The sequence below is a fragment of the Hymenobacter caeli genome (assembly GCF_013294115.1).
Classification (GTDB): domain Bacteria; phylum Bacteroidota; class Bacteroidia; order Cytophagales; family Hymenobacteraceae; genus Hymenobacter; species Hymenobacter caeli.
Map to the genome: position 1 here is coordinate 1 of NZ_JABSNP010000008.1, position 26,204 is coordinate 26,204.

The window sequence follows — 26,204 nt, forward strand, 5'->3', positions numbered from 1 at the left end:
CGGGGCCTTGGTCTGCCTCAGCCGCCTCACGATGGCGGTGATTGACTTGCCGCCCCCCCCCCCCCCCCCCCCCCCACCCCCCCCCCCCCCCCCCCCCCGGCCCCCCCCCCCCCCCCCCCCCGCGGCCGGCCGTGATGTATCTACCCAGCCGCCAAGGCTTCGGCTCCGCCCACGATTTCGAGGATCTCGGTCGTAATGGCTGCCTGGCGCGTCCGGTTATAGGTTAGCTTCAGTGCTTTCAATAACTCGCCGGCGTTTTCCGTGGCTTTGTCCATGGCCGTCATCCGGGCCCCGTGCTCCGAAGCATTACTCTCGAGCACGGCTTTGTAAAGTTGAATTTTTAGCGACTGCGGGATGAGCGTGCGCACGATTTCCTCCTTGCTGGGCTCGAAGATGTAGTCCACGTTGCTCGTCGCTTTGGCTTCGGCCGGGGCCTCGGCGGGCACCAGCGGCAGCAGCTGCTGGGCCTGCACCACTTGGGTGGCCACGTTGCGGAACTCGTTGTACACCATCACCACCTCGTCGTACAAGCCGTCGCGGAAGCCGGCCATGGCCTCTTCCGCCGCCACCCGTACCGTATCGAACGACAGTTGGGCAAATACGTGGGTGTAATTGCCTACCAGTTGGCCGCGCCGGGCGTAATAATCGTTGGCTTTCTTACCAATGGCCATCACCGAAATACTGGCCGTCGGCAAGTTGGCGTAGCGCTCGGCTACCAGCGCCGCCACGCCCTTGAACACGTTAGAGTTAAACGCCCCCGCCAGGCCCCGGTCCGACGTGATGGCGACGACCAGCACCTTGCGCACTTCGCGCACCTGGCCGTATTCGCTCACTTCGTCGTCATCGGTCGAGCGGGTCAGGTTGGCTAGAATGGCGTTCAGGCGCTGGGCGTAGGGCCGCATGCGCACAATGTTGTCCTGGGCCCGGCGCAGCTTGGCCGCCGCCACCATCTTCATGGCTTTGGTGATTTGCTGCGTGCTGCTTACCGACTGGATGCGCGAACGGACTTCTTTTAAACTGGCCATTTTTTAGCTTAATTGTTGAATGGTTGCCTGGTTAAGTTGTTGACCGTGCGGCGTGTTGAACGGTCAACAACTTAACCAGGCAACCATTCAACCATTTATTTTGCGTAGCTCGCCGATACGTCTTTGGCCACTTCACGCATGGCTTTGATGCCGGCGTCCTCGAGCTTGCCGGCTTTCAGCGCCTTCAGCACGTCGGGGTAGCGCGAGGTCATGGTTTGGGTGTACTCCTTTTCGAATTCGCGCACCCGGTTCACGGGCACGTTGTCGAGCAGGCCATTGGTGGCGGCGTAGATGATGGCCACTTGGTCTTCCACGCGCACCGGCGAAAACTGTGCTTGCTTAAGGATTTCCAGGTTGCGGCGGCCCCGCTCAATCGTGAGCTTGGTCGAAGCATCGAGGTCGGAGCCGAACTTGGCGAAAGCTTCCAGTTCGCGGAACTGGGCCTGGTCGAGCTTCAGCGTACCCGATACCTTCTTCATCGACTTAATTTGGGCGTTGCCACCCACGCGGCTCACCGAGATGCCCACGTTGATGGCCGGCCGCACCCCCGAGTTGAAGAGGTTGGTTTCGAGGAAAATCTGACCGTCCGTAATCGAAATCACGTTGGTCGGAATGTACGCCGATACGTCGCCGGCCTGCGTCTCGATGATGGGCAGGGCCGTCAGCGAGCCGCCGCCTTTCACGATGCCCTTGAGGCTCTCGGGCAAGTCGTTCATGTCGCGGGCAATCGTGTCCGAGGCGTTGATTTTAGCAGCCCGCTCCAGCAAGCGGCTGTGCAGGTAAAATACGTCGCCGGGGTAGGCTTCGCGCCCGGGAGGGCGGCGGAGCAGCAGCGATACTTCGCGGTAGGCCACGGCCTGCTTGCTCAGGTCGTCGTACACCACCAGGGCCGGGCGGCCCGTGTCGCGGAAGTACTCGCCGATGGCGGCCCCGGTGAAGGGCGCGTAGAACTGCAGCGGCGCGGGGTCGCCGGCCGAGGCCGATACCACCACGGTGTAGTCCATCGCGCCGCCCTTGGTCAACGAGTTTACCACTTGGGCCACCGTCGAGGCCTTCTGGCCCACGGCCACGTAGATGCAGAACACGGGCTCGCCCCGGTCAAAAAATTCGCGCTGGTTGATGATGGTGTCGATGGCCACGGCCGACTTGCCGGTCTGGCGGTCGCCGATGATCAGCTCGCGCTGGCCCCGGCCAATCGGAATCATGGCGTCGATGCTCTTGATGCCGGTTTGCAGCGGCTCGGTCACCGGCTGGCGGAAAATCACGCCGGGGGCCTTGCGCTCCAGCGGCATTTCGTACAGCTGGCCCTGGATGGGGCCCCGGCCGTCGATGGGCTGGCCGAGGGTGTTCACCACACGGCCCACGATGCCATCGCCCACCTTAATGGAAGCAATTTTGTTGGTGCGGCGCACGGTGGCCCCTTCGCGAATTTCGCTGTAGTCGCCGAGCATTACGGCCCCCACGTTGTCTTCTTCCAGGTTCAGCACGAGGGCCTGAAGCCCGTTCTCAAACTCCAGCAACTCGCCCGATTGTGCCTTGGTCAACCCGTAGATGCGGGCCACGCCGTCGCCGACCTGCAACACGGTACCGACTTCTTCCAGCTCGGCTTCGGACTTGAAATTGGACAGTTGCTGCCGCAGGATTGCGGATACTTCGTCCGGATGTACTTCTGCCATGATGCTGATTTACAATTTATTTTGATATGAATTTTCTTGCAGCGCAACGCGCATCTTCCGCAAGCTCGACCGCACGGATTCGTCGAGCTGCACGTCGCCCACGCGCAGCACGAAACCGCCAATCAGGTCGGCGTCGACTTTCTCGGCCAGTTCCACTTCGGCGCGGCCGGTTTGGCGCGTCACCAGCTGTTTCATCTCCAGGCGCAGCACGGGCGTTAGGGGCAGGGCCGACGTTACTTCGGCGGTCTGGATGCCGCGCAGCGCGTTGTACTGCACGTTGAATTCGGTGGCCACGCTTTCGAGCGCACTTTCCCGGTTTTTCTGGGTCAGCAGCAGCATGAAGCGCATGGTTAGGTCCGACACCTTGCCTTGGAAGAGTGCAGTGAGGATAGCCAGCTTCTTGTCGTGCTTCACGATGGGATTACGCAACAGCAGGCGCAGTTCGCGGCTATCGCCCACCACTTGGCCCAGCAGGTCCATGTCCTGCTTCACTGCTTCCAGCACGCCCTGCTCCTGCCCGAGGTCAAGAAGCGACTTGGCGTAGCGGGCCGCTACTCGTTGGTCAGCCATTGTTGGTTCGCTATTAGCGGTTGGCTCCTGGCCGCCGGCGTTGCCCCCGAAAGGAGAGCAGCCCACTGCCAAGAGCTCACGGCTTAGTTTAATTTTACTTCTTTCAGGTAGGAATCCACCAGCTGCGTTTGGGCAGCAGGGTCGGCAAGTTCGCGGCGAAGGATACGCTCAGCGATATCAAGCGAGAGCTGAGCCGCGGTGTTTTTCACCTCGGCTAAGGCCGCATTTTTCTCGGTCTGGATGGCTTCGCGGGCCTGCTGCACGATGTAGTTGGCTTCGCTGGTGGCGCGGGCCTTTTCTACTTCGCGGTGCTGGTTGGCCATGTTGGTGGCCTCCTGCATCATCCGGTCGCGCTCAAGGCGGGCGTCGGCCAGCAGCTTTTCGTTGCCGGCTTTTAGCTGTTGCATCTCAATTTTGGCTTGGTCGGCCATGCGCAAAGCGCTTTCGATGCTATCCTCACGCTCCTTCAGCGACCCCAAAATGGGCTTCCAGGCAAACTTGGCCAGCAGCAAAAAGAGAAGCAGGAAGATTAGGGTTTGCCAGAACAGCAAACCAAATTCGGGGGTGATAAGCGACATAAAAACAGTAGTTTAACAGCCTGAATAACAAAAGCAAGGAACACTTGGCGTTTGGGGTCCGCGCCGTTGGCGCTGCCCGGCGGGTGTGCCCGCTGCCGCAACGATTGAAAACCCGGCGCGGCTGGCCCCCGGCTCGCCGGGGCGAAGCGAAGGCCAGCCGGCCGGGCTCGTCAACGCGATTATTTCAGGTTCAGGGCGATGAGCAAGCAGACCACAACGGCAAACAGCGCCGCGCCTTCGATTAGAGCCGCTACAATAAGCATGGCGGTTTGGATTTTGCCCGAAGCCTCCGGCTGGCGCCCAATGGCATCCATTGCGCTGCCACCGATGCGGCCAATGCCCAGGCCGGCGCCTATGATAGCAAGGCCAGCACCAATGCCGGCACCCATTACGGCCAAACCAACCGAATTAACAACTTGCAGGAACAACGAAAGAAGCATGGTAAAGAAAAAAATGGTTTTGAAAAAAGAAAACGAATAAATACACCCCAGTCTGTCGCCTAGCTCGTCTAGTGCGCTGCTACGTCGGACTGCGCCAAGTGGGCGAAGTTGGAACCGCCCTGGCGCTGCTCAACCGTACCGAAGTCGTCGGCGTGCGCCCCGTCGGCCGTTTCGTGGTGGTCTTCCACGGCGCTCCCGATGTACATGGCGGTGAGCAGGGTAAAGATGTAGGCTTGCAAAATGGCCACCAGCAGCTCCAGCACGCTGATAAACAAACCGAACGGCACCGACAACAAGCCCGCCGTGGCCGAGCGGAAGATGAAAATGAGGCTGATGAAGCTTAGGATGATGATGTGGCCAGCCGTGATGTTGGCGAATAGCCGCACCATGAGCGAAAAAGGCTTGACAATAATCCCGACCAGCTCAACCGGCACCATGATGATGTACAGCGCCCACGGCACCCCGGGAGGCGCGAAAATGTGCCCCCAATAGTTCTTATTACCGCTGAACAACGTGATGACCAGCGTGAGCAGGGCCAGCATCATCGTCACGGCGATGTTGCCGGTGAGGTTGGCCGCGCCCGGCGTGAGGCCCAGCAGGTTATTGAACCAAATGAAAAAGAAGACGGTGAGCAAATAGGGCATGTAGCGCTCGTATTTGGGGCCAATGCTTTTTTTGCCTACTTCATCGCGGATGAACACCACGAACGGCTCCAGAAAGGATTGCAGGCCGGTGGGGGCCCGGCCCACGCGGCGGCGGTAGCCGCGGGCCACCGAGGCAAACACCAACACGAGCACCAAGCTGCTCATGGCCAGCGCAGCCACGTTTTTGGTAATGGAGAAATCGTACACCTTGCTGCCATCCAAGGTGGTCAGGCGTTCATCGTCGAGCTTGAAGTTTTTGTAGCTTTTGCCTTCGGCTATTTTGTCCGAGAAGAACACCGACAGGCCTTTGCCGGGCTGGTAGGCGACGACGGGGAAGTAGCTTACGAAGTTGCCGTTATCGGTCGAGAACCAGTGCCATTCGTGCGAATCGGCCACGTGGTGCAAAATAACTTCCCCGGCATTAAATGCCTTGGGTGCCTCGCCGCTTTGGGCGGGCTCGCCGGCAAAAACCGGTAAGGTTAGAAAGAAAAAGAGGATCGATAGTAAACGCTTCATTCAAACGAGGTTAAAACCAAAAACCGAACTAACTAACTATTGCTCCGGCACTTGTTTTTTGGAAAACGGCCGCAAGTTAGTCAAAATAGCCCAAATTTCAAAGCCAGCAAAGAGAAAGTACAAGATGAAGAAGGCCCCGAGAAAGGTATAAGTGGCCCGGCCGGCGTGGGCCCCACCGTTGTATAAGTACGTGAGCACGGCCCCCAAACCGGCCACCAGCCGGAGCGCCACCGACCCAAAATAGGCGCCCAGAATGTTGTCGGGGTCGCGGCGCATGGCGCGGGCCGTAAGGGCCAGGCCGAAGAGGGTGAGCGCCGCCAGGCCGGCCAGCAGGTACGGGGCCAGCGGGTGCACCACGGCGGGGCCAAAGGCGGCGTACAGCCCGTAGAGGCCAAGGCTCAGCACGCAGCAGAAGGCGATGAACGGCCGCAGGAAGGAGGGCATGGCGGGGCCAGCGCTACGCGCTTTTGGTGAGGGAGCGGATGACTTGGTAGAGGGCCACCAGCACCCCCAGCAGCATCAGCCCGATGGTGAACCACGGCGTTTTGGTGTGGAAATGGCCGTCGAGCCAGATGCCGGCCCAGGCGCTGAGGCCGATGGTGGCCAGCATCTGGAAAGCGATGCCGGAGTACTTGGCCACGGCCCGCATCCGGTCGGCCCCGGACGGGGTGGGGTCGGAGGCGGGGTCGGGCGGGGGGAGCATGAGCGGGGCGTGAAGGACGGGGTGCAAAGCTACGGCGCAGACCGGCGGGGGTTTGGGGCGGCGAAACGTAATTTTACCCGGGCCCGGCCGTTGGTAGGCCGGCGGCCGGGCCTCACCGGGCGAACATTTTGGGCCGCCACCGGCGTTCGGGCCCCGGCGGCCGGCTTTTATTCTTCATTTTTTGGCTTTGACTATTTCCTCGCTGCATTTTCGTTGGCTGGCCGGGGCCGGGCTGTTGCTGGGGCTACTGAGCGGCTGCGCGGCCGACAAGGGCCCGGTGGGCCACGCCCTGAACAACGTGGCGGCCCGCGACAACGCTTTCTTTCTGGCCCGCGAGAAGCTGCGGGCCACCGAAACCAAGCTGTACGCCGGGCGGGTGAACGACTACAACCAGCGCCTGCCCCTGTTCCCGACGCTGGACAGCGCCAGCGTGCGGGCCACCCGCACCGACTTGAACGACATCATTAAAAAGGCGTCGATGCCGATTCAGAACCGGCCGGGCTCGGACTGGACCGACGACGCTTACCTGCTGGTGGGCTGGGCGCGGTTCTACTCAATGCAGTTCAGCGACGCAACGCTGACGTTCAAGTACGTGAACTCGACCAGCAAGGACCCCAACGCCCAGCACGAGAGCCTGATTGGCCTGATGCGCACCTTTTTGGCCACCGGCGAGCTGGAAAGCGCCAAGGCGGTGTCGGACCTGCTGGACAAAGAAACGGGCCTCCCCGCCGACGCCCGCGAGCTGTTCCTGACCCGGGCCGACTACTACCTGCGCACCGAGCAGCCCGCGCTGGCCATTCCGCAAATTGAACAGGCCATTCCGCTGATTGAAGTCAAAAACGAGCGCTCGCGCACCCGCTACCTGCTGGCCCAGCTGTACCAGGAGCAGGGCGAAGACAAAAAGGCCGTGGAGCAGCTCGACGCCATTCTGAAGCACAACCCGCCCTACGAACTAGACTTTTTTGCCAAGCTGCTGCTGGCCCAGGTCTCGGGCCTGGACGAGGCCAACAAAGCACGGCTCGACAAGTACTTCGCCGGGCTGCTGAAAGACCCGAAAAACAAGGAGTACCGCGACAAGATTTACTACGAGATGGCGCGGGTGGCCTACCGCCAGAAGAACTACCCCGAGGCCCTGGCCCAGCTGCGCACCTCGGCCAAGGTGAGCACCACCAACCGCTCGCAGAAGAGCTACACCTATTTGCTGGCGGGGCGCATCTACTACGAAAACCTAGAAAAATTTCCCCTGGCAGCGGCCTACTACGACAGCACGGTGCAGAACCTGGCCATCACGGCCCGCAGCTACGCCGCCATCAAGGAACGGGCCGATATTCTGAAGGAATTTGCCAAACAGTACACCATCGTGGAGACGCAGGACAGCCTCCAGGCCCTGGCCCGGCTCGACGATGCTACCCTGAACCAGCGCCTCGACCAGTACGCTACGGCCGAACTGGTGGCCCAAGAAAAAGCCGCCGCCCAGCAGGCCCTGGCTGCCAAAAACCAGGCCCGGGCGGCCGAGCTGGCCGGGCGGCCCGCGCTCACCAACAGCCCGCTGAGCGTGGGGGCCAACGGCCAGCCCGTGCAAGACCCGCTGGCCTTCGACCCCACCGCGGCCGGCACGGGGGCCCAGTGGTACTTCGACAACCCCGCCACGCTAGGCCTGGCCCGCTCCGACTTTATCCGGCGCTGGGGCGACCGCCGCCAGCAAGACAACTGGCGAACGAACAGCCAGCCTAGCGCCTCGGCCAACACTGCCGCCAACGGCGACGTGCCGGTGAGCATCACCGGCAACGGGGGCACCCGCGTGAACCCGACGGGGGCCCTGGACGGGGCGGCGGCCGGGCCCGCCGCCGTGGACCCGGCCGCCGCCAAACTGACCCTGATGGAAAAATACCGGCAGGCTTTGCCCACCACGCCCGCGAAGCTGCAAGCCTCGAACGAGCTGGTGGAAGCGGCGCTGTACGCGCTGGGCGGCATCTACAAAGAGCAGCTGAAGGAGCGCGACCGGGGCATGGCCGCCTTCGCCCAGCAGGTGAAGCGCTACCCCCGGGGCCCCCACGCGCCCGACGCCTACTACCTGCTGTACCTGCACTACAAGGCCCTGCCCGACGCGCCCAAGGCGGCCGAGTACGCGGCCGCCTTGCAGCGCGAGTTTCCGCAGTCGCTTTATGCCAAGCTGATAGCCGACCCGCTATACCGCGAGCACGAACTGGCCCTGCACAACGCCGTGGCGGCCCGCGTCGATTCAGCATTTGCGCTTTACAAAAACCAGGATTTCCGCAAGGCCACCGCCGTGCTGGCCCGCACCCAGCGCCAGTACCCCAAGAGCGACCTGAGCGACCGGGTGGCCTACTTGAGAACGTTGCTTGTAGTGCGCACCCAGCCTCCGCTCACGGCCCGCGGCATGGTGGAGCAGTTTTACAAAGACTACCCCAACAGCCCGCTGGTGCCCGAAGCCCAGGCCCTGGCCAGCACCTACAAGAAGCAGGACGCCGGCCAGATAACCGGGGCCCTCGCCTCAACCGACCGGCCGGTCATTTCCATTTTCCGCCCCGGCGAGATTAACAACCGGCTCCGCGTGTACTATGGTGCGGATGAATCGCCGGCCGCGGCCGCGCCGCCCGAACCGACGCCCGCTCCGGCTCCGGCGGCATCCAAACCAGCTCCGGGTTCTCCCGCGCCGGCCCCGGTACTCCCGAGTTCGGGGGTTCCCAATGGTGGCAAAAACCGGCCGGCGAAAGCGTCGCCGGTCGCGGCGGCTCCTGGGGCGGCGGCCGCTGGCACGCCGGCGGCGGGAGCAGGTGCGCCCGCACCGGCCGCAACGCCCGCTACTGCGCCGGTGGCGGGGGCCCCCGCTCCTACCCCGCCGGCGGCCCCTACTACGGCTTACACTACGCAACTTAGCGGGGCGCACGCCGTGGTGCTGGTGTACGCCAAAAGCACACCGCCGCTGGCCGACCTTGACCAGCAGCTGGCGACTTACAACCACCGCTGGTTCCGCGACGTGAACCTGCAGGTGCAGGCCGACTCGCTCGCCGGCCAGCAGCAGCTGCTGGTGATTCGGACGCTGCCGGGGGCCCGGGTGGCCCAGAGCTACGCCACCAAGCTGCGCGGGCCCCAGTCGCCGCTGGGCCGGCTGCACGGGCAGGGCTACCAGGCGCTGGTCATTAGCCTCGACAACCTGGCGCTGCTGCAAAGCTCCGGCGACTTGGCCGGCTACCTGGCCTTTTTTCAGAAAGTGTACAAGTAAGGCCCCGGGCGGCGGTAGCGGCGGGCTGCCGGCTTTTCGCCGGCTGCCCGCTAATCGTTGAATTGTTGCTCTGGCTTCCTGGGGACCCTGGCGATTATCGGGCAGCCGGCGAAAAGCAGGCAGCCCGGGGTTGCGGCCCTTTTTTTGTTGAAGGCCCGCGGCCCGCGCCGTGGGCTTTATTTTTGCCTGTTGAATTTGCTTTTATTTGTTTATGCCTGACTACTCTACCGCCCCGCCCCGCCGGCCCCCGGGCCGCCCCGTGCCCACCCGGCCGGGGCGCTACACGGCTTTCGTGCGCACGCTGTGGGTACTGTTCGTGGGCGGGGTGCTGGCTACCGGGGGCTACGTGCTGGCCGTGAACAGCAACTTTCTGAACCTGTTCGGGCGGATGCCCAACCTGAAGTCGCTCGAAAACCCGCGCTCCGAGCTGGCCTCGGAAATCTACTCGGCCGACGGCGTGCTGCTGGGCAAGTACTTCCGCGAAAACCGCACGCCCGCCGAGTACAAGGACCTGCCCCAGAACCTGATTGACGCCCTGGTGGCCACCGAAGACGTGCGCTTCGAGCAGCACTCGGGCATCGACCCGCGCAGCATTTCGCGGGCCGTGGTGGCGCTGGGGCGCGGCGGCGGGGGCTCCACGCTCACGCAGCAGGTGGCCAAGGTGCTCTTCAAAACCCGTCCCGACCAGCCCAACACCCTGAACGACGGCCTGCTGAACGGCAGCGGTAAGGTGGGCATTCTGGTGGCCAAAACCAAGGAGTGGCTGCTGGCCATCCGGCTGGAGCGCAACTACACGAAGCGCGAAATCCTGCGCATGTACCTGAACACGGTGGAGTACGGCTCGAACGCCTACGGCATCAACACGGCGGCCAAGACGTTTTTCAACAAGGCCCCGCGCGAGCTGACCACGCCCGAAGCCGCCACGCTGGTGGGCATCGTGAACGCGCCCGGCCGCTTCAGCCCCAAGGTGCACCCCGACCGCTCGCGCCGCCGCCGCAACTGGGTGCTGCGCCAGATGGCCAAGGCCCACTACATCCCCGCCGCCGAGCTGGCCCCCGACACGGCCCAGCCCATCGTGCTGCACTACAACGTAGAAAACGCCAGCAAGGGACTAGCCCCCTACTTCCGCACCGAGGTGGCCAAGTCGCTGCTGGCCTGGGCCAAGGAAACCGACCACGACCTGTACGCCGACGGCTTAAAAATCTACACCACCATCGATTCGCGGATGCAGAAGTACGCCGAGCAGGCGGTAAGCGAGCACTTGGCCTTGCAGCAGAAGTGGTTCACGGCCCACTGGAAGGGCCAGCTGCCCTGGCGCGACGAGAACGGCAAGGTCATTCCCAACTTCCTGAACATCGCCATGCGCCGCACCGAGCGCTACAAGTCGCTGATGAACATCTACGACGGCAACCGCGACTCGGTGAACTACTACCTGCGCAAGAAATACAAGATGCCAGTGTTTACTTGGCAGGGCGAGAAAGAGATGAACTTCTCGCCGCTCGACTCGCTGGCCTATTACAAGCGCTACCTGCAGGCCGGCTTCATGGCCATGAACCCGCTGAACGGGCAGGTGAAGGCCTGGGTGGGGGGGGCCAACTTCAAGTTTTTCCAGTTCGACCACGTGCGGCAGGGCAAGCGCCAGCCGGGCTCCACCTTCAAGCCGATTGTGTACACGGCGGCCATCGACCAGGGCTACTCGCCGTGCTACCCGCGGCCCGACGTGCCCACCACCTTTCCGGCCGTGGCCGGGCGGGCCCCCTACACGCCCCAGAACTTCGAGGGCGGCTACTCGGGGCGCACTTTCACGCTGCGCCAGGCCCTGGCCCGCTCCATGAACTCCATCACGGCGTGGCTGGTGTACAAGCTCACGCCCGACATCATCGTGGGCTACGCCAAGCGCCTGGGCATCACCTCGCCGGTTGACGCGGTGCCCTCGGTGGGCTTCGGGGCCTCCGATTGCAGCATCTTCGAGCTGTGCGGGGTGTACTCCACCTTCGTGAACAAGGGCGTGTGGACGGCCCCGCTGATGGTGACGCGCATCGAGGACAAAAACGGCAACGTGCTGCGCGACTTCCAGCCCCAGACCAAGGAAGTACTGAGCGAGGAAACGGCCTACATCATGACCAACATGCTGCAAGCCAGCACCACCGAGCCCGGTGGCACCAGCACCATCCTGCATACGGGCTTCAAGTTCCCTTACGAAATCGGGGCCAAAACCGGCACCACCTCCAACTACTCCGACGCCTGGTTCATGGGCCTCACGCCCGACCTCGTCTGCGGTATGTGGGTGGGCGGTGAAGACCGCAGCATCCACTTTCGCACCGGGGCCTACGGCCAGGGGGCCCGCCTGGCGCTGCCGCTCTACGGCATCTTCATGAAAAAAGTGTACGCCGACAAAGAACTGGCCATCAACAAAGAGCCGTTTCCGCTCCCCAGCAAGCCGCTTAGCATCGAGCTGGACTGCTCGAAATACAACGGCGTGACGCAGCGCGACACCATTCCCGACAACCAGAAAATGGCCCCGCCCGTGCTGGACGGCCCCGACAAGCAGGACATTTAACGCATAGCCTTTGCAGATTCGTTGGCTTTCGCTGCTCCGGGGCAGCAACGAGCAAAAAGGCGGGAACGGCAAAAACTGGTGACTTTTGCCGTTCCCTTCCTGTTACTACTGGCTGGCTTTGTCTTGCTGTGAAGAACAGGCCCCAGCGAAGTACTTTAAATCTGTGATACCCGTGGCCGCTTCTCCCCAACTGCAAGAACAAATTAACCGCCTGCCCCACCGGCCGGGGGTATACAAATATTTTGACGACGAAGGCATCATCTACGTGGGCAAGGCCATTGACTTGCGCAAGCGGGTGAGCAGCTACTTCAGCAAGCAGGACCACAACAAGAAAACCCAGCAGCTGGTGAAGAACATCAAGCGGCTGGAATTTACGATTGTAGATTCGGAGTCGGATGCTTTTTTGCTGGAAAACAACCTCATCAAGCAGCACCAGCCCAAGTACAACATCCTGCTGAAGGACGGCAAAACCTACCCCTACCTCTGCCTCACCAACGAGCGGTTTCCGCGCCTGCTGCCCACCCGCCAAAAGATTAACGATGGCTCGCGCTACTACGGGCCCTACGCCACCGGCACGGCCATGAACGTGCTGTTGGAGCTGATTCGGGCCCTGTACCCGTTGCGCACCTGCACGTATAACCTAGCCCCTCAAAACGTGGCCGCCGGCAAGTTCAAGGTGTGCCTGGAGTACCACCTGGGCAACTGCAAGGGGCCCTGCGAGGACAAGGAGGACGAGGCGACTTACAACGGCTACATCGCCCAGATTCGGCAAATCCTGAACGGCGATTTGCGCATTCCCAAGCAGTACTTCCGCGAGCAGATGACCCGGGCAGCGCAGGAGATGCAGTACGAGCTGGCCCACCAGTTCAAGGTGAAGCTCGACAAGCTAGATGCCTTCCAAGCTAAAAGTACCATCGTAAGCGACACCCTGACTAACATCGACGTGTTTGCCATTGCTTCCAACGAGAAAGCCGCCTTCATTTCTTACATGAAGGTGATGAACGGCTCCATCATCCTCACCCAGAGCTTGGAGGTGACCAAAAAGCTCGACGAGCCCGACGCCGAAATCCTGGCCCCGCTGGCCATGCAGCTGCGGCAGGAGTTTGAGAGCGAGGCCCGCGAAATCCTGTCCAACGTGCCCCTCGACTTGCCGCTGCCGGGCGTCACGCTCACGGTGCCGCAAATTGGCGATAAGCGCAAACTGCTGGAGCTGGGCCTGAAAAACGTGCTGTACGTGCGCAAGGAGAAGGAAAGCATGAACGAGCGCAGCAAGGACCTCAACGAGGTGCGCATCATGGAAACCATCAAAAAAGACCTGCGCCTCAAGGACTTGCCCAAGCACATCGAATGCTTCGACAACTCGAACTTCCAGGGCGACAACCCGGTGGCGGCCATGGTGTGCTTCCGCAACGCCAAGCCCAGCAAGAAGGACTACCGCCACTACCACATCAAAACCGTGGTGGGCCCCGACGACTTCCAGTCCATGTACGAGGTGGTGCACCGCCGCTACCGCCGCCTCACCGACGAGGGGGCCAGCCTGCCCCAGCTCGTGATTGTGGACGGCGGCAAGGGCCAGCTCAGCATGGCCGTAAAAGCGTTGAAAGACCTGAATCTCTGGGGCCAAATCCCCGTTATCGGCATCGCCAAGCGACTGGAGGAGATTTACGTGCCTAACGACCCGCTGCCCCTCTACATAGACAAAAAGAGCGAGTCGCTGCGCCTCTTCCAGCGGATGCGCGACGAGGTACACCGCTTCGGCATCACTTTCCACCGCTCGCTGCGCGACGCGGGCACCCTCAAAACCGAGCTAACCGAAGTAAAAGGTCTGGGGCCCATCACCGCTGACAAACTTCTAAGCAAGTTTAAGTCTGTCAAGAAAATCCGCGAGTTGAGCGAAGCCGAACTAATTGCTGAAGTAGGCAGAGCCAAAACCAAGGTACTCCAAGCCTACTTCGCCCAACAGGAAGCCGAGCCCGCTGAGTAGTTTAGCCCTCCACCAACACAAGAAAGACCCCGGCTATCCAGCCGGGGTCTTTCTTGTGTTCATCAAAGCAACAAGCTAAACCTCAAAAATTCGTCTGACCCGTTGAAATCCGTTAAATCTACAGCCTTAAAAAGACCACAGGTTGTATTCGTACTCAACCAAATCGGCGGCCGTTTGCTGCGCGGCTAGAATGCCTTGCTGCTGCCCGCCGTAGATGTCGTCGAGGCGGGAATCGCCAGCGTTCGATACTTTGGTGATATAGGAGTTGAACAGCCAAAGCTCAAAAGCATCAGCCAGGTTTTTGTGTTGGGCATCGTTCTGGGCATTGAACCAGATGGCATTCTGCGGATTGGCGCGGAACACTTTTACCAAATCGCTGTACTTGAAAACGCCCACAGTTTTCTCAATACCCGAGGCATTTTGGGTAAGCGTAGAGGGCACCAAAATTGAGATGGTTTTGATGTCGTGGTACATGCGCGACCGTTTCTTGTCGAAAATCATGTCCTCTTTCAACTCCAATTGGTACAAATCCTTGGGGCGGTACTCGAAGCTGTCAGACTTTTTCACTACGGGAGCAGCAGCTATGGCAGGCACCGTCTCATAGATTACCTTACCCCGTCTGTCTTTCAAAACTTTACCGTTGACCATCTTAGGCCGACGGGTGGCGGCAGTTGACTTCTTTTTGACCGGGGCGCCCCAACCATCGTCGGCCGCTGCACCGCCGCCCAAGTCGCTTTCACTGAAGCCAGCGGCTTTTTCATCAGCGCTCAACTCATTAGATTTGTCAGCATACGACATGTTGGACGAAACCTCGGCCGGAGTAAACGTTGACGTCAACGAGTCATTTCTGTACGCCTGAATTTCGCCCCGCTTCACCGCATCGATAACGACGCGGGTAATTTCCTTGCCTTCCGAAAACATCGGCTTGTTCTGCTTCTCGCGCAAGTCGATGGCACGCCAAATGCTTTTGCGAAACATCTGGTCGGATAACGGAATCGGCCGGCGCGAGCCCGTACTGCTGGCCGTAGTGGCTTGCTCCTGAGCCAAGGCAGCAGTGCTAATGGTGAGGCCAGCGGCCAGGATGGCCAGCGTTTGGGTAGCTTTCATAAAAACTCGGAATATGCGGGGATAAGACAGCCGGTCAACGCCGGACCCAGATAGTTTAGTATTACAGCAGCGGGATGTTGAAAGTGCGCGATACGCTCACCGGCTCCACATTGCCTTGGAAGTTCTGGCGCTGTACGCCTTTCACTTCGATGTAAAGACGGTCGCCCTCACGGTAAGCATTGACCACATCGCTCAGGTTGGCCTCGGGACCCGACACAGTTTTGGGGGGAAGGGCCGGACGCTTGCCCCGTACCAGTGTCACCTCATAGTTCGACACGCGGTAGCGCGCGTCTTCGGGCAGAAAGGTTGCGAAACCAGCGTCTGGAATGGCTTTCAGCGACAGCGAACGCACGGCAGTACCGGGGGTACCTTGCTTTTCGTTAGCCTCGCGGCCGCCGACAAAGCACTTAATCTCCGGCTTGGGGATGGGGCGCACCTGAAAAGTCTGCGAACCAATGGCGTTGCCGCCGCTGCTCACGTTCAGGGTCACCTCTTTCGAGTTAGGTACCAGCGTTACATCACCCAGCTTGCTGCCCTGAATGGTAGCAGCCCCCGAAGCCGAGAAGCTAGGCTTGTACTGGGCCCCCAAGGCGGGAACCTGCACGCTCAACTTGTTACCGCACTTGAAGTAAAGCGCCTGCACCGAAGCCGACTGAATCTGCATCACCGGCTTGGTGACGGTGTAAGGAACCAATACTTTGAACGTGGTATCGCGGCCGTTCTGGTTGAAACGAATCGAGCCAGTCCACGAAGCCTTGGCATTGCCAGCGGCATCGAAGCTACCCGGGCGGGCCACAAACGATACTTTACCGTGCCCGTCGGGGCCCACTGCCAATGAACCGCCATTCAACGTCATCGACGGGTGGATACTGGTAGCCGCAGCAGTCAAAAACAGTTCAGCATTGTACTTAGTACCGGCGGCCACGGTGTTCGACTCGGCCGAAGCAAAAGCCCCGATTTTGTCGAATACGATGGTTTTGGCACCTACTTTCTGGGCCTGGGCCGAAAGGGCATCGGCTTCGTATTTCAGCACTTCGGTTTCTTTCTGCGACAGCACGGCCAACGCGGCTACTAGTGGCGTGTTCTCGAAGTTTAACTCCGCGAAATCTTTGTTGCGCTGCTCGGGCATGGTTTTCACCAGCGGGTCTTCGCTGCCGTCCATTGCCAACGGCTGGGCCGAGGGCACGTAGGTTTTGATGTAGCTGGCGTAGTCGTTCAGCGTGGCCTTCATTGGGTAAGCCAAACCTTCCTTCTTGCTCCCGATCATCGTGATGGCCACCTTGTCCTCGGCGCTCATGTTTTTAATTTCTGCCGAACCTTTAACGTTCTCCGAAGCAGCTAGCAGCTTGTCGCGCAAGTCGCGCAGGTAGGCTACCGTAGTTTTGGTCTTCGCGCGGATTTCTTCGCTTTGGGCGAGCACCGTTTTATCGCGGGCCTGGTTTTGGTTTTTAACCACGGCATCCTGGATACCCTTTACGGTGCCATCAGCCGCGACCGAAGTTTTATCGTTCACACCAATCAAGCTGTCGTCGATAAATTTAAATTTCAGCAGGATGGCTGAGTTTACCTGTAGTGCCAGCAATGCTGTCAGTACGAGGTACATCATGCCAATCATTTTCTGCCGCGGTGTTTCGTTTGCGCCCGCCATTATGGGTTTCCTTTAAAAATGGATAATAGGAATCGTATAAAGTAAACTTGCCGGATTAGCCCTGGGCCGGAGCGCGCATAGCGTTCAACATGTTGCCGTACACACGGTTGAGCGAAGTCAGGTTGCCGGTCAGGTCCGCTACTTGCTTCTGAAATTGCTCGGTGTCTTTGCCGGCCTGGGTCATGTTGTCCATCGCCTTGCCCAGCGTACCGTAGAACTGATTCATGGACTTAAGATGCGTGTTGGCGTCCTGCAACTCCATCTCGTACACCGCATTCAGGGCCCCGAGGTTTTTGGTCACGTTTTGCACTTGCTGGTGGTACTCCTTGGCGTCGCCCGTGGCATCGGCCAGCGAGGTGATGGCCGCGGCGGTATTCGAGTAAGCCACATTGATTTTATCGAGCGAATCGGCCGCGGTACGCACTTTCTTGGTGTACTCGTCGGTCACGTTGGTCGCGTCGCCGAGTTGGCCGAGTTGCGCGGTGGTGGTGCTGAGACGATTCAAGCCCTGGCCTAGGTTGGTGAGGGCCTCGGGGGTGACGTTAGCATTTTTCAGCATTTCATCCAGCTTACCGGTCAAGCCATTTACTTGGCTCTTGCTGTCGCGGAAGCGGTTGTCATTCGTGCTGGGGTCGTAGCCCTCGCTCAGTTCCGGGTACACCAGCGACCAATCGTGGTCGGAAGAATGGGGCTGGAAAGCGCTTAGGAAGAAGATAACGGCTTCGGTGCCCAAGCCTACCATCAGCATGATGTCAGCACCTTTAAAGTGTTCGATTTTAAATAGGGCACCAACAATAACTACGGCGGCACCGATGCCATATACCTTAGGCATCACGTCATCATATAGGAAACTTTTTTTAGCGGCCATCTTAGTAAATTTTTAGAGGTAGATTGTGAAAAAATTGGTTGTGAGTTGGTTAGCTGGTTTTTATTAGTTGAGTTTGCGGTTGGTGCCCATGCCGATTTGGATCATCGAGCAACGGAAACCGATGTAAGAGCGGGCCGAATCCTGGTATTCGAAGTTGCGGGTGCCGGTTTCGAGGAAGTAGGCAATGTCTTTCCACGAGCCGCCGCGCACCACTTTGCGGGGTTCGTTGTCGTCGGGGTTGGTCGGGTTCAAGTCCCACACCACGGGCACGGAGGCTTCCATGTAAGCATCGTCGCACCACTCGGCTACGTTGCCAGCCATATCATACAGGCCGAAATCATTAGGGAAGAATGAACCTACCTCCGAAGTGTAAGCATAGCCGTCGCTAACATAGTCGCCCCGACCTGGCTTGAAGTTGGCCAACATGCAGCCCTTGGTATTGCGCAGGTACGGCCCACCCCAAGGATACGTAGCACCTTCGCGGCCGCCGCGAGCGGCGTATTCCCACTCAGCTTCTGAGGGCAAGCGGAAGTTGGGGTCGGCAGCATCGCCGCGCTCCTCGCGGGTGGCGTTACGGTACTTGGTGCGCCAGTTACAAAAGTATTTAGCGGCGAACCAGTCCACGCCCACTACCGGATAGTCGTCGAAAGCGGGGTGGGTGTAGTAGTACTCCAGCAAGGGGTCGCCCATGTGGTAAGTGAAGTCGCGCACCCACACCGTCGTGTCAGGGTACAATTCCGTCATCACGTACTCTTCACCCAGCACATCCAGCGAGTCCTGCTTGATGGCTTCGATGAACTGCCGGTACTTGTTGTTGGTGATTTCTGTCTCGTCCATGTAGAAGCCGGCGATGGTCACCTGCTTGTTCATGTTGACCATCGACGCGGAAATGTCCTGATCAGTCTGGCCCATGTGAAACGTTCCGCCCGGGCAGGGTACCATTCCAAAAGGTACTTCTTGAGGATTATAATAAGGCCGGTCCTGCGCGCCGACCAATTCACCTTCGTTGCTTTTACTGAAGCTGCACCCCCCTAAAAGGGCCCCAGAAAGCGCGAATAAAGATAATGCGAGTAACTTATTCATGGGAGTAAAGCAATGTTTTAAATTGGCAGAGCTATCGGGTTATGTTGTTCGGCTGGCAAATATACAATTTCCAGCACAATTGCACAATATTTTTTTATCGCTGCCACAAGGGCTGCAAAGGCAGGCGAAACAACCCAAACGAATTGGTAGAATGGCAGGCACGAGTGCTTGGCAGGCAAAAGCAAGGACGTAATATGCCTTAACAGTTGAAAAACAGCGTTTTTAGCAATAAGGCAATGGGCTAGAAACTGTAGCGAGGCGTGCGGATGGCTGGCCGAATGAGCAATCCGGGTTTGGGCAAACGGTACGAGAGCAGAATTTCATACGAGCTGGTGGCCCGAGCATCTTGGTTAAATGCAATAAAATCGTAAGCTAGGCCTAGGCGTACAGCGTTGTCTTTAGCAAAGCTTACACCTACTAAGCCCGAAACGGATTCTTGCTGGCGATAGTTTGCACCTATCCAATATTTATCGTCGAGTGTGGCGCGAACGCCGCCCTCGAAAGAATAATTTTTCGAGTTGCTCAGCTTGTCGCCCGAGCTAAAACTGCCAGGCAAGACGGCCTTGACCAATACTGTAGGCGTGACGACAACGGAAGACGACGCTTCGATATTGTATCCTGCCGTGAAATAAGCGTGATTTTCTCCTAAGTACGAAGGAATTGCGTTGCCGTACTGATTGGAAAAATGATAAGTGGAGCGAAGCAGGTTGTTGACACTCAGCCCAGCGTAAAACTTGGGTGACTCATACCAAATGCCTGCGCCGGCATCAAACTTACGGTCCGAACCATTGTAGGGAATATACGGGTCGGTGGGGTCGATGGCCACGAACGTGCCCGCACTTAAGTAGGTATAGGTGCCTTGAATACCAATGCCCAGCTTGCCAGCTCCCAGCTTTATGTGCTGCGAATACGAGAGCGTAGAATTGGTTACTTTTACTTCCCCAGCTTGGTCGTAGCTCACCGTCAAGCCAACGCCGCCGCTGAGGGCTGGTATGGGCAGCGAAGCCGTAAGCAAGCCCGTGCGGGGCGACCCATTGGCATCGCCCCGGGTATTGCCAAGGTTGTAGTATTGGTAACGGCCGATAACGTTGATTTCACCCTGCCCTTTAATACCCGCGTAGGCCGGGTTGAGGTACATCCCATTAAAGCCGTAGTGCGTGAACTGCGGCTGCTGCTGCGCCAAGACCGGAGCCGCGCCACCGGCCAACAGAAGAAGAGCAAGTACGCTTGTTTTCATGTTGCGAAAAACCAGGAGAGAAAGGAAGCAGCCAGGGCAGTCCAAAAGGGCTATGTGATGCCCTTTCAAATGTAGTACTAAATCGTGGGCTACTAGCAGGCTACCCGCCCAAACAAAGAACGCCGAAAACAAAGTTTCCGGCGTCCGAAAGGGATGTAATTACTGATTAGCTAAAGGCCCGTTGGCTACGCCTGCGCGGCCAGCTGATTGCGGCGGATGTACGCCTCGATGGCCCCGGCCATCGACGGCGCATTAGGCATAGGAGCTTCAATATCCAGTTCTAGGTTAGCGTCGCGCACAGCCTTGGCCGTGGTGGGGCCAAAGGCCGCGATGCGGGTACCATCCTGCACAAAATCGGGGAAGTTGACAAACAGCGAGCTGATGCCCGAGGGGCTGAAAAACGCCAGGCAATCGTACTTCACATCCGATAAGTCAGACAGGTCACTGGCCACCGTGCGGTAGATGACGGCCTCGGTAAACTTGAGGTTGTTGGCCCGCATGAACACGGGCAGGTCGTCTTTGCGGATGTCGGAGCAGGGGTAGAGAAAATTCTCGCCCTTGTGTTTTTTGATGACATCAAACAAATCAGCAGCGGTGCGCAACCCCACGAACAGCTTGCGCTTGCGCAGCACGATGTACTTCTGCAAGTAGTTGGCCGTCTGCTCCGAAATGCAGAAATACTTCATTTCGGCCGGCATTTCGAGCTTGGCTTCCTGGCAAATGCGGAAGAAGTGGTCAACGGCGTTGCGGCTGGTGAAGATTACCGCGGTGAACTCCGCAATGTTGATTTTGTCGCGCCGAAAATCTTTGTAAGAAACCGGCTGCACTTCGATAAACTCTCGGAAATCAACCCGAACACCGTATTTCTCAGCCAGGGCCGAGTAAGGGGACGTTTCGTTGGTGGGCTTCGGCTGGGTTACCAAAATGCTTTGGATGCGCTTGGCGTGCCGGCCGGCACCCGGCGTGTCTGCACTCTCGGCCATACAAGGAAAATAGGAGTACTGCTAGAACGATAGGGGAAAGAAATCTGGGCAAAGACCGGGCTTAGGCCACCCGGGAATAACTAGGTAGAAAACACCAACAGCCTTAGTAGAACCAGCAGGGGCAGTATTTCGGTAGCACAAAGGTACGCAAACAAATGAAGATTAAGCAGCGACGCGCGTTGGTGCACGGTGTAGAGCACCCGCAGCACGGCCCCCACCAGCACCAAAGCAATAACGACCGCGGCCACGGCGTGCACGGCGGCGGGGTGGCGGCCGTTCAGGCCCAGGTAGAGCAGCAGCACAAAGGGCAGGAACAAGCCGGCCAGCAGGGTGCTGCGTAAAAATTCCCGGTACTGCACGGCGGCCAGCTCGCGCAAGTCGAATGTGTAGGCCAGCAACGACACATACAGATACTTGCCCAGCACAAAGCCGGCGATGAGGACCGCATAGAGTAGCACGCGCGCCACCACGGCCCGCTCGGGCACCACCACCAGCTGGCCCACCAGGGGCAGGTTTTCGAGCCCGGTGTGCAAAGCCGTGAGCAGCAGGGCGAAAGACACGCCGAACAACAGTACCAGCACAGCGTTGAGCACCGAAAAGGCCGGTCGCGCCAGAAATGTCCCTTGGTCGGAGGTGTTGCCGAACAGCTCATCGAACCGGAACATGCGGGCCAGGCCGGGCTGGTACGTGGCCCGCACCCCGCCGTAGAGCAGGCCCAGCGCCAGCAAAAACCCCAGCAGCACGTTTTGCCCGAGGGGGACGGGCTGGCGCACCTGGGCAATCTCGGCCACGGTATCGGGGGTGGCATCGGGGGTGGCGGCCGGCGCTGAAGTGAACGAGGCAAGCGCCGGGCTGCCGCCGGGCTGCCACACGCCCAGCAGGTGGGTGCCGAGGGCTTGGCCCGGGGGCAGCCGCTGCGCCAGGTCAAAGGCATACGACCCGGTACGTCCGGCCGTGAACACCAGCTGGTTATCTAGAAACAGGCTCAGGCCGCGTTGGGCCGCGAAGGCCACTGGAAATGGCTGGCCGCGGCGCAGGCGCACGTACTGGTAGTAGGCGTGAGCGGGGGCGTGGTAGCCGGGCAGATACAAAATGAGCCGGTTGCGGCCCACGTCGTGAATGAGCCAGTCGGCGGTGATGCCCGTGGGCGCGGCCGGTGGCAGGGGCTGGTACTCGGCGGCCCGGCTGCCCAGGGCCCCCAACAGCAGTACGACGAGCCCGAGCCAGGCCCACGCCCGCCCCGGGGCCCACCAGCCAGCAACGAAGAGCAGCACCGCCATCACGTGGGCCGGGGGGTTAAGGGTGGGTTTGGGGACGGGGCGGGGCCGCCACGGTTTCGCGGCGCAGGCGGCTCTGGTACACGCCAATGAACACGCTCAGCAGCACCGAAAACCCTACCAGGATGCCGATGAGGGCCAAGTTGCCGAGGTCCGCAAAATGAATCACGAACAAGATGACCAGCAGGTTGAGGGCCCCTAGCAGCAGCACGGTGCTGATTTGGGAGAAGCCCATGCCCAGCAGGCGGTGGTGGATGTGGTTGCGGTCGGGAGCGAAGGGCGACTGGCCGGCCGCCATGCGAATCACAAACACGCGCAGCGTATCGAACAGCGGCACGAACAAGACGCCCAGCGCCACGGCCGGCGTGGCGCTGAACGGCAACTGCGTGCCCGGCTGCCCGCCCAGCTCAATGAACTGAATGGCCAGCACCGACACAATAAATCCGCAAACGAGCGAGCCGGTATCGCCCATGAAAATGGGAGCCCGGTGGAAATTATAGCGCAAAAAGCCGACCATACCCCCCATTAGGCACACCGCCACGAAGGCGTAGTTGCTAAAATTTTCGCCCCCGTAGCGGTAGAAATAGAAGCCAAACGTGCCCATGATGATGAGCACGATGGAGCCGGCTAGGCCGTCGAGGCCGTCGATGAGGTTGATGGCGTTGGTGATGCCCACGATGGTGGCCAGCGTGAAGGCGTAGCTGATACCCACTGGCAGCATGTAAACCCCCAAAATGCCTTGGAAGCTGGTGATGCGCACATCGGCCATAATCATCACGATGCCCGTGGCCAGCAGCTGGCCCACAAATTTCTTGAACACCGACATGCCCACGAGGTCGTCTTTCAGGCCCACGAAGAACAGGATGATGCAGCCCGCCAGCAGCTCTTTCACGCCGTTTTGCAGGGGGGCGAAGATGGTAAGGGCCGACATGAACCCCGCAAATACCGCCACCCCGCCCAGGCGCGGCGTCAGCGACGAGTGCACGGTGCGCCCGTTGGGCGTATCGAGCATGTTTTTGAGGTGGGCGATGTGGATGATGGACGGCACGGCGAACAGCGCCACCAAAAAGGCCCACCCCGCCGACAGCGCCAGCTGAATACTAATCGGGTTCATAAAGAATAGGACATAGGGTAAGGCGGCCGGCCGGTGGCTGGAGGCCGCTAGCCGTGCAACACGCCGGCCCGGTCGAGCAGCGAGATGTGGATGAAGTTCTCGGGCACGATGGAGTCGGGCACGAAAATATATTTCTTGTCAAAAATCTGTTCGCCGCGGTAGTAGCTTACCCAGTACTGGTTGTTGAGGTGGAACAGGGCAGGGTCGAGGGGCTCGACGGGCACGGCCGTGCGGGGCGGCACCTCCTCGAACAGGTAGCGCAACGTGGAGGTGCGCACCGCCTCGCCGTCGGGCTGCTGGCCGTAGCCGTGGGCATTCACGATGACGCTGCGGAGCGGGTAGGCGTTGTGGTTGAGCAGGTACACCTGCCACACGGGCTGCCCCGCGGGCGTGAGGGCTCCGTCTTCGGCCGGTATAATGGCCACCGAAACACCTTCTACAGGGTCAAAGTGAATATCTTGCTTCAAAAGAGCCGCGGATTTAATAGATTTTAACGGATGGCAACGGATGATTGGGGGCCCGCTCGTGCGAGAAAAAACGGCGGCTTAAGCAGTGGTGGCACCGAGAAGTTGGAGCAGGTGCGGCAGAAGGCGCTCCTGCACTTCCTCGACCGGCACGGGGCGGCCCAGCTCCTGGGCCAGCGAGGTCACGGCTTTGTCGGCGATGCCGCAGGGCACGATGTGGCCGAAGTAGCCGAGGTCGGGGTTCACGTTGAGGGCAAAGCCGTGCATGGTCACCCAGCGGCTGCACTTCACGCCCAACGCGCAGATTTTGCGCGGGTTAGACGCCCCTTCCTCCCAACCCAGCCACACCCCGGTGAGGCCCGCGATGCGGCCGGCCCGCAGGCCGTAGCCGGCCAGGGTCAGCAGCACGGCTTCCTCCAGTGTGCGCAGGTACCAGTGAATGTCGGGGCGGAAGTTGTCGAGGTCGAGGATGGGGTAGCCCACGAGCTGGCCGGGGCCGTGGTAAGTAATGTCGCCGCCCCGGTTGATGCGGTGGTAAGTGGCCCCGTGGCGGGCCAGGCCGGCGGCGTCGAGCAGCAGGTGCTCGGGCTTGCCGCTCTTGCCCAGCGTGTAGGTGTGCGGGTGCTGGCACAGCAGCAGGTGGTTGGGCGTGGGCGCGGGGGCCGTGCCGGCAGCTTGGGCCTGCCGGTTGCCGGTTTTGATGGCCACCGTGGCGGCCAGCAGCTCTTCCTGCAACGCCCAGGCCGGCTCGTAGGGCACCAGGCCCAGCCGCCGCACGGCCAGCACCCGGTTGGGGGCGGCGAGGCGCGGCGCGGCGGCATCGGTTAGGGCAGGAGCGTTGGTCATCAGGCGGGTGCAGCGGATAGTGTTGGCCAATGGCGGGGCGCGGCGGCCCGGCCCTACCTTCGCCCCGCCCCCGGGCCGCAAAGGTACAAAGGGGTTTAGGCTTGGGCGGGTTCCCGCCGGCCGTCCCCGTTTCCCCTTTTCTTCTTTCATGCACGCCCCCCACGCCCTGGGCCAGGCCGGCGAAGCCGCCGCCGCCGCGTTCTACCTGGCCCGCGGCTACGAGGTGCTGGCCCGCGGCTACCGCCACGGCCGCGCCGAAGTGGACTTGGTACTGCGCCAAGGCACCGCCTTGCTGGTATTTGCAGAGGTGAAAACTCGCTCCGGCGGCCAGTACGGGCCACCCGAAACCTTCGTTTCGGCTCGCAAAAAGGAGTTGTTCCGCCTGGCTGCCACCCACTTGCAAGAGGAACTGGACTGGCGCGGCGACATCCGTTTCGACATCCTGGCCCTCACCCTGCGCCGCGACGGCAGCTTCTTGGTCGAGGCGTTCGAGGACGCATTTTACTAGAGGTTAATAGTTCGCACCAAGGGGGCGTGGCCCGGCGGTGCTTGGTCGCGGCTGGGGGCCGCTACCGGGCCTGGGCCCGCTTGGGCAGCACGTGGCCCCGCGCCGGGGGCACGCGGCCGGGGGCCGTGGGCGACGGCTCGGGCTCGCCGCGCTTGTCGATGTTTTTTTCCTTGTCGTACACTTCCACCCCGTTGCGGGTGAACTCTTTGAGTAGCTCGGGGACCTCTACTTCGGGGTCGTAGCCGCTTTCGGGGTACTGGTACTCGTAGTGGCGGAAGTTTTTCTTCACGGCCCAGAAATTGGTCCAGACGCCCACGCGGCGGCCGTTTTCAAACTGGCCGGTCCATTCGCGCTGGCCGGTGGCGGTGTAGCTGGCGTAATCGCCTTCCAGCTTACCGTTCACGTAGGGCACTACTTCCTTCAGCTGGGTGCGGCCGGCGTCGAAGTACGTGATGTTGGCGTCGCGCGGGAAACCCATCTCGTAGTGCGTTTTGCTGAGCAGCGTGCCGTTGCGGTCGTAGCGCTCCCAGCGCAAGTGCTTCACACCCAAGGCGTAGAAGCCGGTTTCAAGCACTTTATTGTTTTGCAGCTTTTTATAAGGCCCGTGCAGGATTTTGGCGCTGGGGTCCAGCTCGCCGGCGGCGGCTTTGAAGATTTTGTGCTTCTTCGGGTCGTAGTAGTAGCGGGCCGGGGCCTGCAGGTTGGGCTGCTGGAAATATTTCAGGTAGTAGAACACCTCGATGGCCTGGTTGCGGCCCTTGCCGCCCGACTTGGCAAAGCCGCGCTTGATGCGCTCGCCCAGGAATATTTTTTTGCGCTTGCTGGGCTTGCGTTGGGCCTCCTTTTCTTTTTCCTTGGCGGCCCGCACCTCGGCCTTGCCCATGGCCACGCGCCGGGCCGTGCTCAGCGAGGGCCGGCCCCGGAGCGAGTCGGCGGTGTGGGTGAGGGTATCGGCCGCGGCGATTGCCTGGGCTTGGTCGGGCCGGGAATTGAAGGAAACGGTTTTGCGGGTGCAGGCCCCGGCCAGCGCCAGCAGCACCAGTAGTTGGGCTCCCCAACGAAAAGTAGGCATGAGCGACACGTGAGTTTTTCGCGGTATCAACGCAAAAGTACGGGGTTTCGTGCG

At 60.5% G+C, this 26,204-nt stretch carries 23 protein-coding genes; 4 read left to right on the top strand and 19 right to left on the bottom strand.

The features are described 5' to 3' along the window. Positions 1 to 140 precede the first annotated feature (140 nt). The 8 genes from atpG to HNP98_RS09795 form a co-directional block, all read right to left on the bottom strand. Entirely contained in the window at positions 141 to 1,025 is an 885-nt protein-coding gene (gene atpG / locus HNP98_RS09760; RefSeq protein ID WP_173809890.1) for an ATP synthase F1 subunit gamma, read from the bottom strand. A 95-nt stretch (positions 1,026 to 1,120) separates the two neighbouring features. Further along, positions 1,121 to 2,701: a F0F1 ATP synthase subunit alpha gene (gene atpA / locus HNP98_RS09765; RefSeq protein WP_173809891.1), complete on the bottom strand. Its 1,581-nt coding sequence runs from the start codon at positions 2,699 to 2,701 to the stop codon at positions 1,121 to 1,123. Between the two features lie 9 nt (positions 2,702 to 2,710). Further along, positions 2,711 to 3,271, bottom strand: a complete 561-nt coding sequence (gene atpH / locus HNP98_RS09770; protein ID WP_173809892.1) for an ATP synthase F1 subunit delta — start codon at positions 3,269 to 3,271, stop codon at positions 2,711 to 2,713. An 83-nt stretch (positions 3,272 to 3,354) separates the two neighbouring features. After that, on the bottom strand, positions 3,355 to 3,849 hold the full coding sequence (locus HNP98_RS09775; RefSeq protein WP_173809893.1) for a F0F1 ATP synthase subunit B: 495 nt from the start codon (positions 3,847 to 3,849) through the stop codon (positions 3,355 to 3,357). 179 nt (positions 3,850 to 4,028) lie between these two features. Beyond that, complete coding sequence (gene atpE / locus HNP98_RS09780; protein WP_173809894.1) at positions 4,029 to 4,289, bottom strand: ATP synthase F0 subunit C; 261 nt, start codon at positions 4,287 to 4,289, stop codon at positions 4,029 to 4,031. Between the two features lie 68 nt (positions 4,290 to 4,357). After that, positions 4,358 to 5,329: a F0F1 ATP synthase subunit A gene (gene atpB / locus HNP98_RS09785; protein ID WP_317171086.1), complete on the bottom strand. Its 972-nt coding sequence runs from the start codon at positions 5,327 to 5,329 to the stop codon at positions 4,358 to 4,360. Positions 5,330 to 5,485: 156 nt separating this feature from the next. Next, positions 5,486 to 5,893 (bottom strand): hypothetical protein, encoded by a 408-nt coding sequence (locus tag HNP98_RS09790; protein WP_173809896.1) that lies wholly within the window; start codon positions 5,891 to 5,893, stop codon positions 5,486 to 5,488. Between the two features lie 13 nt (positions 5,894 to 5,906). Next, positions 5,907 to 6,152 carry an AtpZ/AtpI family protein gene (locus HNP98_RS09795; protein ID WP_217425719.1) on the bottom strand — a complete coding sequence of 82 codons (246 nt, stop codon included), beginning with the start codon at positions 6,150 to 6,152 and terminating at the stop codon, positions 5,907 to 5,909. A 187-nt stretch (positions 6,153 to 6,339) separates the two neighbouring features. On the opposite strand from HNP98_RS09795, the gene porW reads away from it, so the two are divergent. The 3 genes from porW to uvrC all read left to right on the top strand — a co-directional run bounded on the left by porW (position 6,340) and on the right by uvrC (position 13,943). Then, positions 6,340 to 9,399, top strand: coding sequence for a type IX secretion system periplasmic lipoprotein PorW/SprE (gene porW / locus HNP98_RS09800; protein ID WP_173809897.1), 3,060 nt, complete (start codon positions 6,340 to 6,342; stop codon positions 9,397 to 9,399). 211 nt (positions 9,400 to 9,610) lie between these two features. Further along, a complete protein-coding gene (locus tag HNP98_RS09805; protein WP_173809898.1) occupies positions 9,611 to 11,959 on the top strand; it encodes a penicillin-binding protein 1A in 2,349 nt (782 codons plus the stop codon). A gap of 172 nt (positions 11,960 to 12,131) precedes the next feature. After that, positions 12,132 to 13,943 (top strand): excinuclease ABC subunit UvrC, encoded by a 1,812-nt coding sequence (uvrC, locus tag HNP98_RS09810; protein WP_173809899.1) that lies wholly within the window; start codon positions 12,132 to 12,134, stop codon positions 13,941 to 13,943. Positions 13,944 to 14,069: 126 nt separating this feature from the next. Here uvrC and porN read toward each other — a convergent pair whose 3' ends face one another. The 10 genes from porN to lipB form a co-directional block, all read right to left on the bottom strand. Next, complete coding sequence (gene porN / locus HNP98_RS09815; protein WP_173809900.1) at positions 14,070 to 15,050, bottom strand: type IX secretion system ring subunit PorN/GldN; 981 nt, start codon at positions 15,048 to 15,050, stop codon at positions 14,070 to 14,072. Positions 15,051 to 15,111: 61 nt separating this feature from the next. Beyond that, positions 15,112 to 16,698 carry a type IX secretion system motor protein PorM/GldM gene (porM, locus tag HNP98_RS09820; protein ID WP_173809901.1) on the bottom strand — a complete coding sequence of 529 codons (1,587 nt, stop codon included), beginning with the start codon at positions 16,696 to 16,698 and terminating at the stop codon, positions 15,112 to 15,114. Between the two features lie 55 nt (positions 16,699 to 16,753). Beyond that, positions 16,754 to 17,530: a type IX secretion system motor protein PorL/GldL gene (gene porL / locus HNP98_RS09825; RefSeq protein WP_246275071.1), complete on the bottom strand. Its 777-nt coding sequence runs from the start codon at positions 17,528 to 17,530 to the stop codon at positions 16,754 to 16,756. Between the two features lie 99 nt (positions 17,531 to 17,629). Next, positions 17,630 to 18,649 carry a T9SS ring complex lipoprotein PorK/GldK gene (gene porK, locus HNP98_RS09830; protein WP_173809903.1) on the bottom strand — a complete coding sequence of 340 codons (1,020 nt, stop codon included), beginning with the start codon at positions 18,647 to 18,649 and terminating at the stop codon, positions 17,630 to 17,632. A 241-nt stretch (positions 18,650 to 18,890) separates the two neighbouring features. Further along, the gene (locus tag HNP98_RS09835) at positions 18,891 to 19,886 is read right to left on the bottom strand and encodes a PorP/SprF family type IX secretion system membrane protein (protein ID WP_173809904.1); all 996 of its coding nucleotides are present in this window, start codon (positions 19,884 to 19,886) and stop codon (positions 18,891 to 18,893) included. 185 nt (positions 19,887 to 20,071) lie between these two features. Further along, the gene (locus tag HNP98_RS09840) at positions 20,072 to 20,869 is read right to left on the bottom strand and encodes a uroporphyrinogen-III synthase (protein WP_173809905.1); all 798 of its coding nucleotides are present in this window, start codon (positions 20,867 to 20,869) and stop codon (positions 20,072 to 20,074) included. An 80-nt stretch (positions 20,870 to 20,949) separates the two neighbouring features. Continuing rightward, positions 20,950 to 22,149, bottom strand: a complete 1,200-nt coding sequence (locus tag HNP98_RS09845) for a DUF4271 domain-containing protein (RefSeq protein WP_173809906.1) — start codon at positions 22,147 to 22,149, stop codon at positions 20,950 to 20,952. A 16-nt stretch (positions 22,150 to 22,165) separates the two neighbouring features. Next, the gene (locus HNP98_RS09850) at positions 22,166 to 23,260 is read right to left on the bottom strand and encodes an MraY family glycosyltransferase (protein WP_246275072.1); all 1,095 of its coding nucleotides are present in this window, start codon (positions 23,258 to 23,260) and stop codon (positions 22,166 to 22,168) included. Between the two features lie 47 nt (positions 23,261 to 23,307). Next, on the bottom strand, positions 23,308 to 23,727 hold the full coding sequence (locus HNP98_RS09855) for a hypothetical protein (protein ID WP_173809907.1): 420 nt from the start codon (positions 23,725 to 23,727) through the stop codon (positions 23,308 to 23,310). A 78-nt stretch (positions 23,728 to 23,805) separates the two neighbouring features. Then, complete coding sequence (lipB, locus tag HNP98_RS09860) at positions 23,806 to 24,570, bottom strand: lipoyl(octanoyl) transferase LipB (RefSeq protein WP_173809908.1); 765 nt, start codon at positions 24,568 to 24,570, stop codon at positions 23,806 to 23,808. A gap of 148 nt (positions 24,571 to 24,718) precedes the next feature. On the opposite strand from lipB, the gene HNP98_RS09865 reads away from it, so the two are divergent. After that, positions 24,719 to 25,078, top strand: coding sequence for a YraN family protein (locus HNP98_RS09865; RefSeq protein WP_173809909.1), 360 nt, complete (start codon positions 24,719 to 24,721; stop codon positions 25,076 to 25,078). A gap of 61 nt (positions 25,079 to 25,139) precedes the next feature. Here HNP98_RS09865 and HNP98_RS09870 read toward each other — a convergent pair whose 3' ends face one another. After that, entirely contained in the window at positions 25,140 to 26,150 is a 1,011-nt protein-coding gene (locus tag HNP98_RS09870) for a toxin-antitoxin system YwqK family antitoxin (RefSeq protein ID WP_173809910.1), read from the bottom strand. Positions 26,151 to 26,204 lie beyond the last annotated feature (54 nt).

What these genes read in the sequence shown, in the direction of transcription:
- atpG (WP_173809890.1), bottom strand. Translation starts at nt 1,025, where the DNA reads ATGGCCAGTTTAAAAGAAGTCCGTTCGCGCATCCAGTCGGTAAGCAGC.
- HNP98_RS09790 (WP_173809896.1), bottom strand. Translation starts at nt 5,893, where the DNA reads ATGCCCTCCTTCCTGCGGCCGTTCATCGCCTTCTGCTGCGTGCTGAGC.
- porN (WP_173809900.1), bottom strand. Translation starts at nt 15,050, where the DNA reads ATGAAAGCTACCCAAACGCTGGCCATCCTGGCCGCTGGCCTCACCATT.
- atpA (WP_173809891.1), bottom strand. Translation starts at nt 2,701, where the DNA reads ATGGCAGAAGTACATCCGGACGAAGTATCCGCAATCCTGCGGCAGCAA.
- porL (WP_246275071.1), bottom strand. Translation starts at nt 17,530, where the DNA reads ATGCCTAAGGTATATGGCATCGGTGCCGCCGTAGTTATTGTTGGTGCC.
- porK (WP_173809903.1), bottom strand. Translation starts at nt 18,649, where the DNA reads ATGAATAAGTTACTCGCATTATCTTTATTCGCGCTTTCTGGGGCCCTT.
- lipB (WP_173809908.1), bottom strand. Translation starts at nt 24,570, where the DNA reads ATGACCAACGCTCCTGCCCTAACCGATGCCGCCGCGCCGCGCCTCGCC.
- HNP98_RS09850 (WP_246275072.1), bottom strand. Translation starts at nt 23,260, where the DNA reads ATGAACCCGATTAGTATTCAGCTGGCGCTGTCGGCGGGGTGGGCCTTT.
- porM (WP_173809901.1), bottom strand. Translation starts at nt 16,698, where the DNA reads ATGGCGGGCGCAAACGAAACACCGCGGCAGAAAATGATTGGCATGATG.
- atpH (WP_173809892.1), bottom strand. Translation starts at nt 3,271, where the DNA reads ATGGCTGACCAACGAGTAGCGGCCCGCTACGCCAAGTCGCTTCTTGAC.
- HNP98_RS09775 (WP_173809893.1), bottom strand. Translation starts at nt 3,849, where the DNA reads ATGTCGCTTATCACCCCCGAATTTGGTTTGCTGTTCTGGCAAACCCTA.
- HNP98_RS09840 (WP_173809905.1), bottom strand. Translation starts at nt 20,869, where the DNA reads ATGGCCGAGAGTGCAGACACGCCGGGTGCCGGCCGGCACGCCAAGCGC.
- HNP98_RS09870 (WP_173809910.1), bottom strand. Translation starts at nt 26,150, where the DNA reads ATGCCTACTTTTCGTTGGGGAGCCCAACTACTGGTGCTGCTGGCGCTG.
- HNP98_RS09805 (WP_173809898.1), top strand. Translation starts at nt 9,611, where the DNA reads ATGCCTGACTACTCTACCGCCCCGCCCCGCCGGCCCCCGGGCCGCCCC.
- HNP98_RS09795 (WP_217425719.1), bottom strand. Translation starts at nt 6,152, where the DNA reads ATGCTCCCCCCGCCCGACCCCGCCTCCGACCCCACCCCGTCCGGGGCC.
- HNP98_RS09835 (WP_173809904.1), bottom strand. Translation starts at nt 19,886, where the DNA reads ATGAAAACAAGCGTACTTGCTCTTCTTCTGTTGGCCGGTGGCGCGGCT.
- HNP98_RS09865 (WP_173809909.1), top strand. Translation starts at nt 24,719, where the DNA reads ATGCACGCCCCCCACGCCCTGGGCCAGGCCGGCGAAGCCGCCGCCGCC.
- HNP98_RS09845 (WP_173809906.1), bottom strand. Translation starts at nt 22,149, where the DNA reads ATGGCGGTGCTGCTCTTCGTTGCTGGCTGGTGGGCCCCGGGGCGGGCG.
- atpE (WP_173809894.1), bottom strand. Translation starts at nt 4,289, where the DNA reads ATGCTTCTTTCGTTGTTCCTGCAAGTTGTTAATTCGGTTGGTTTGGCC.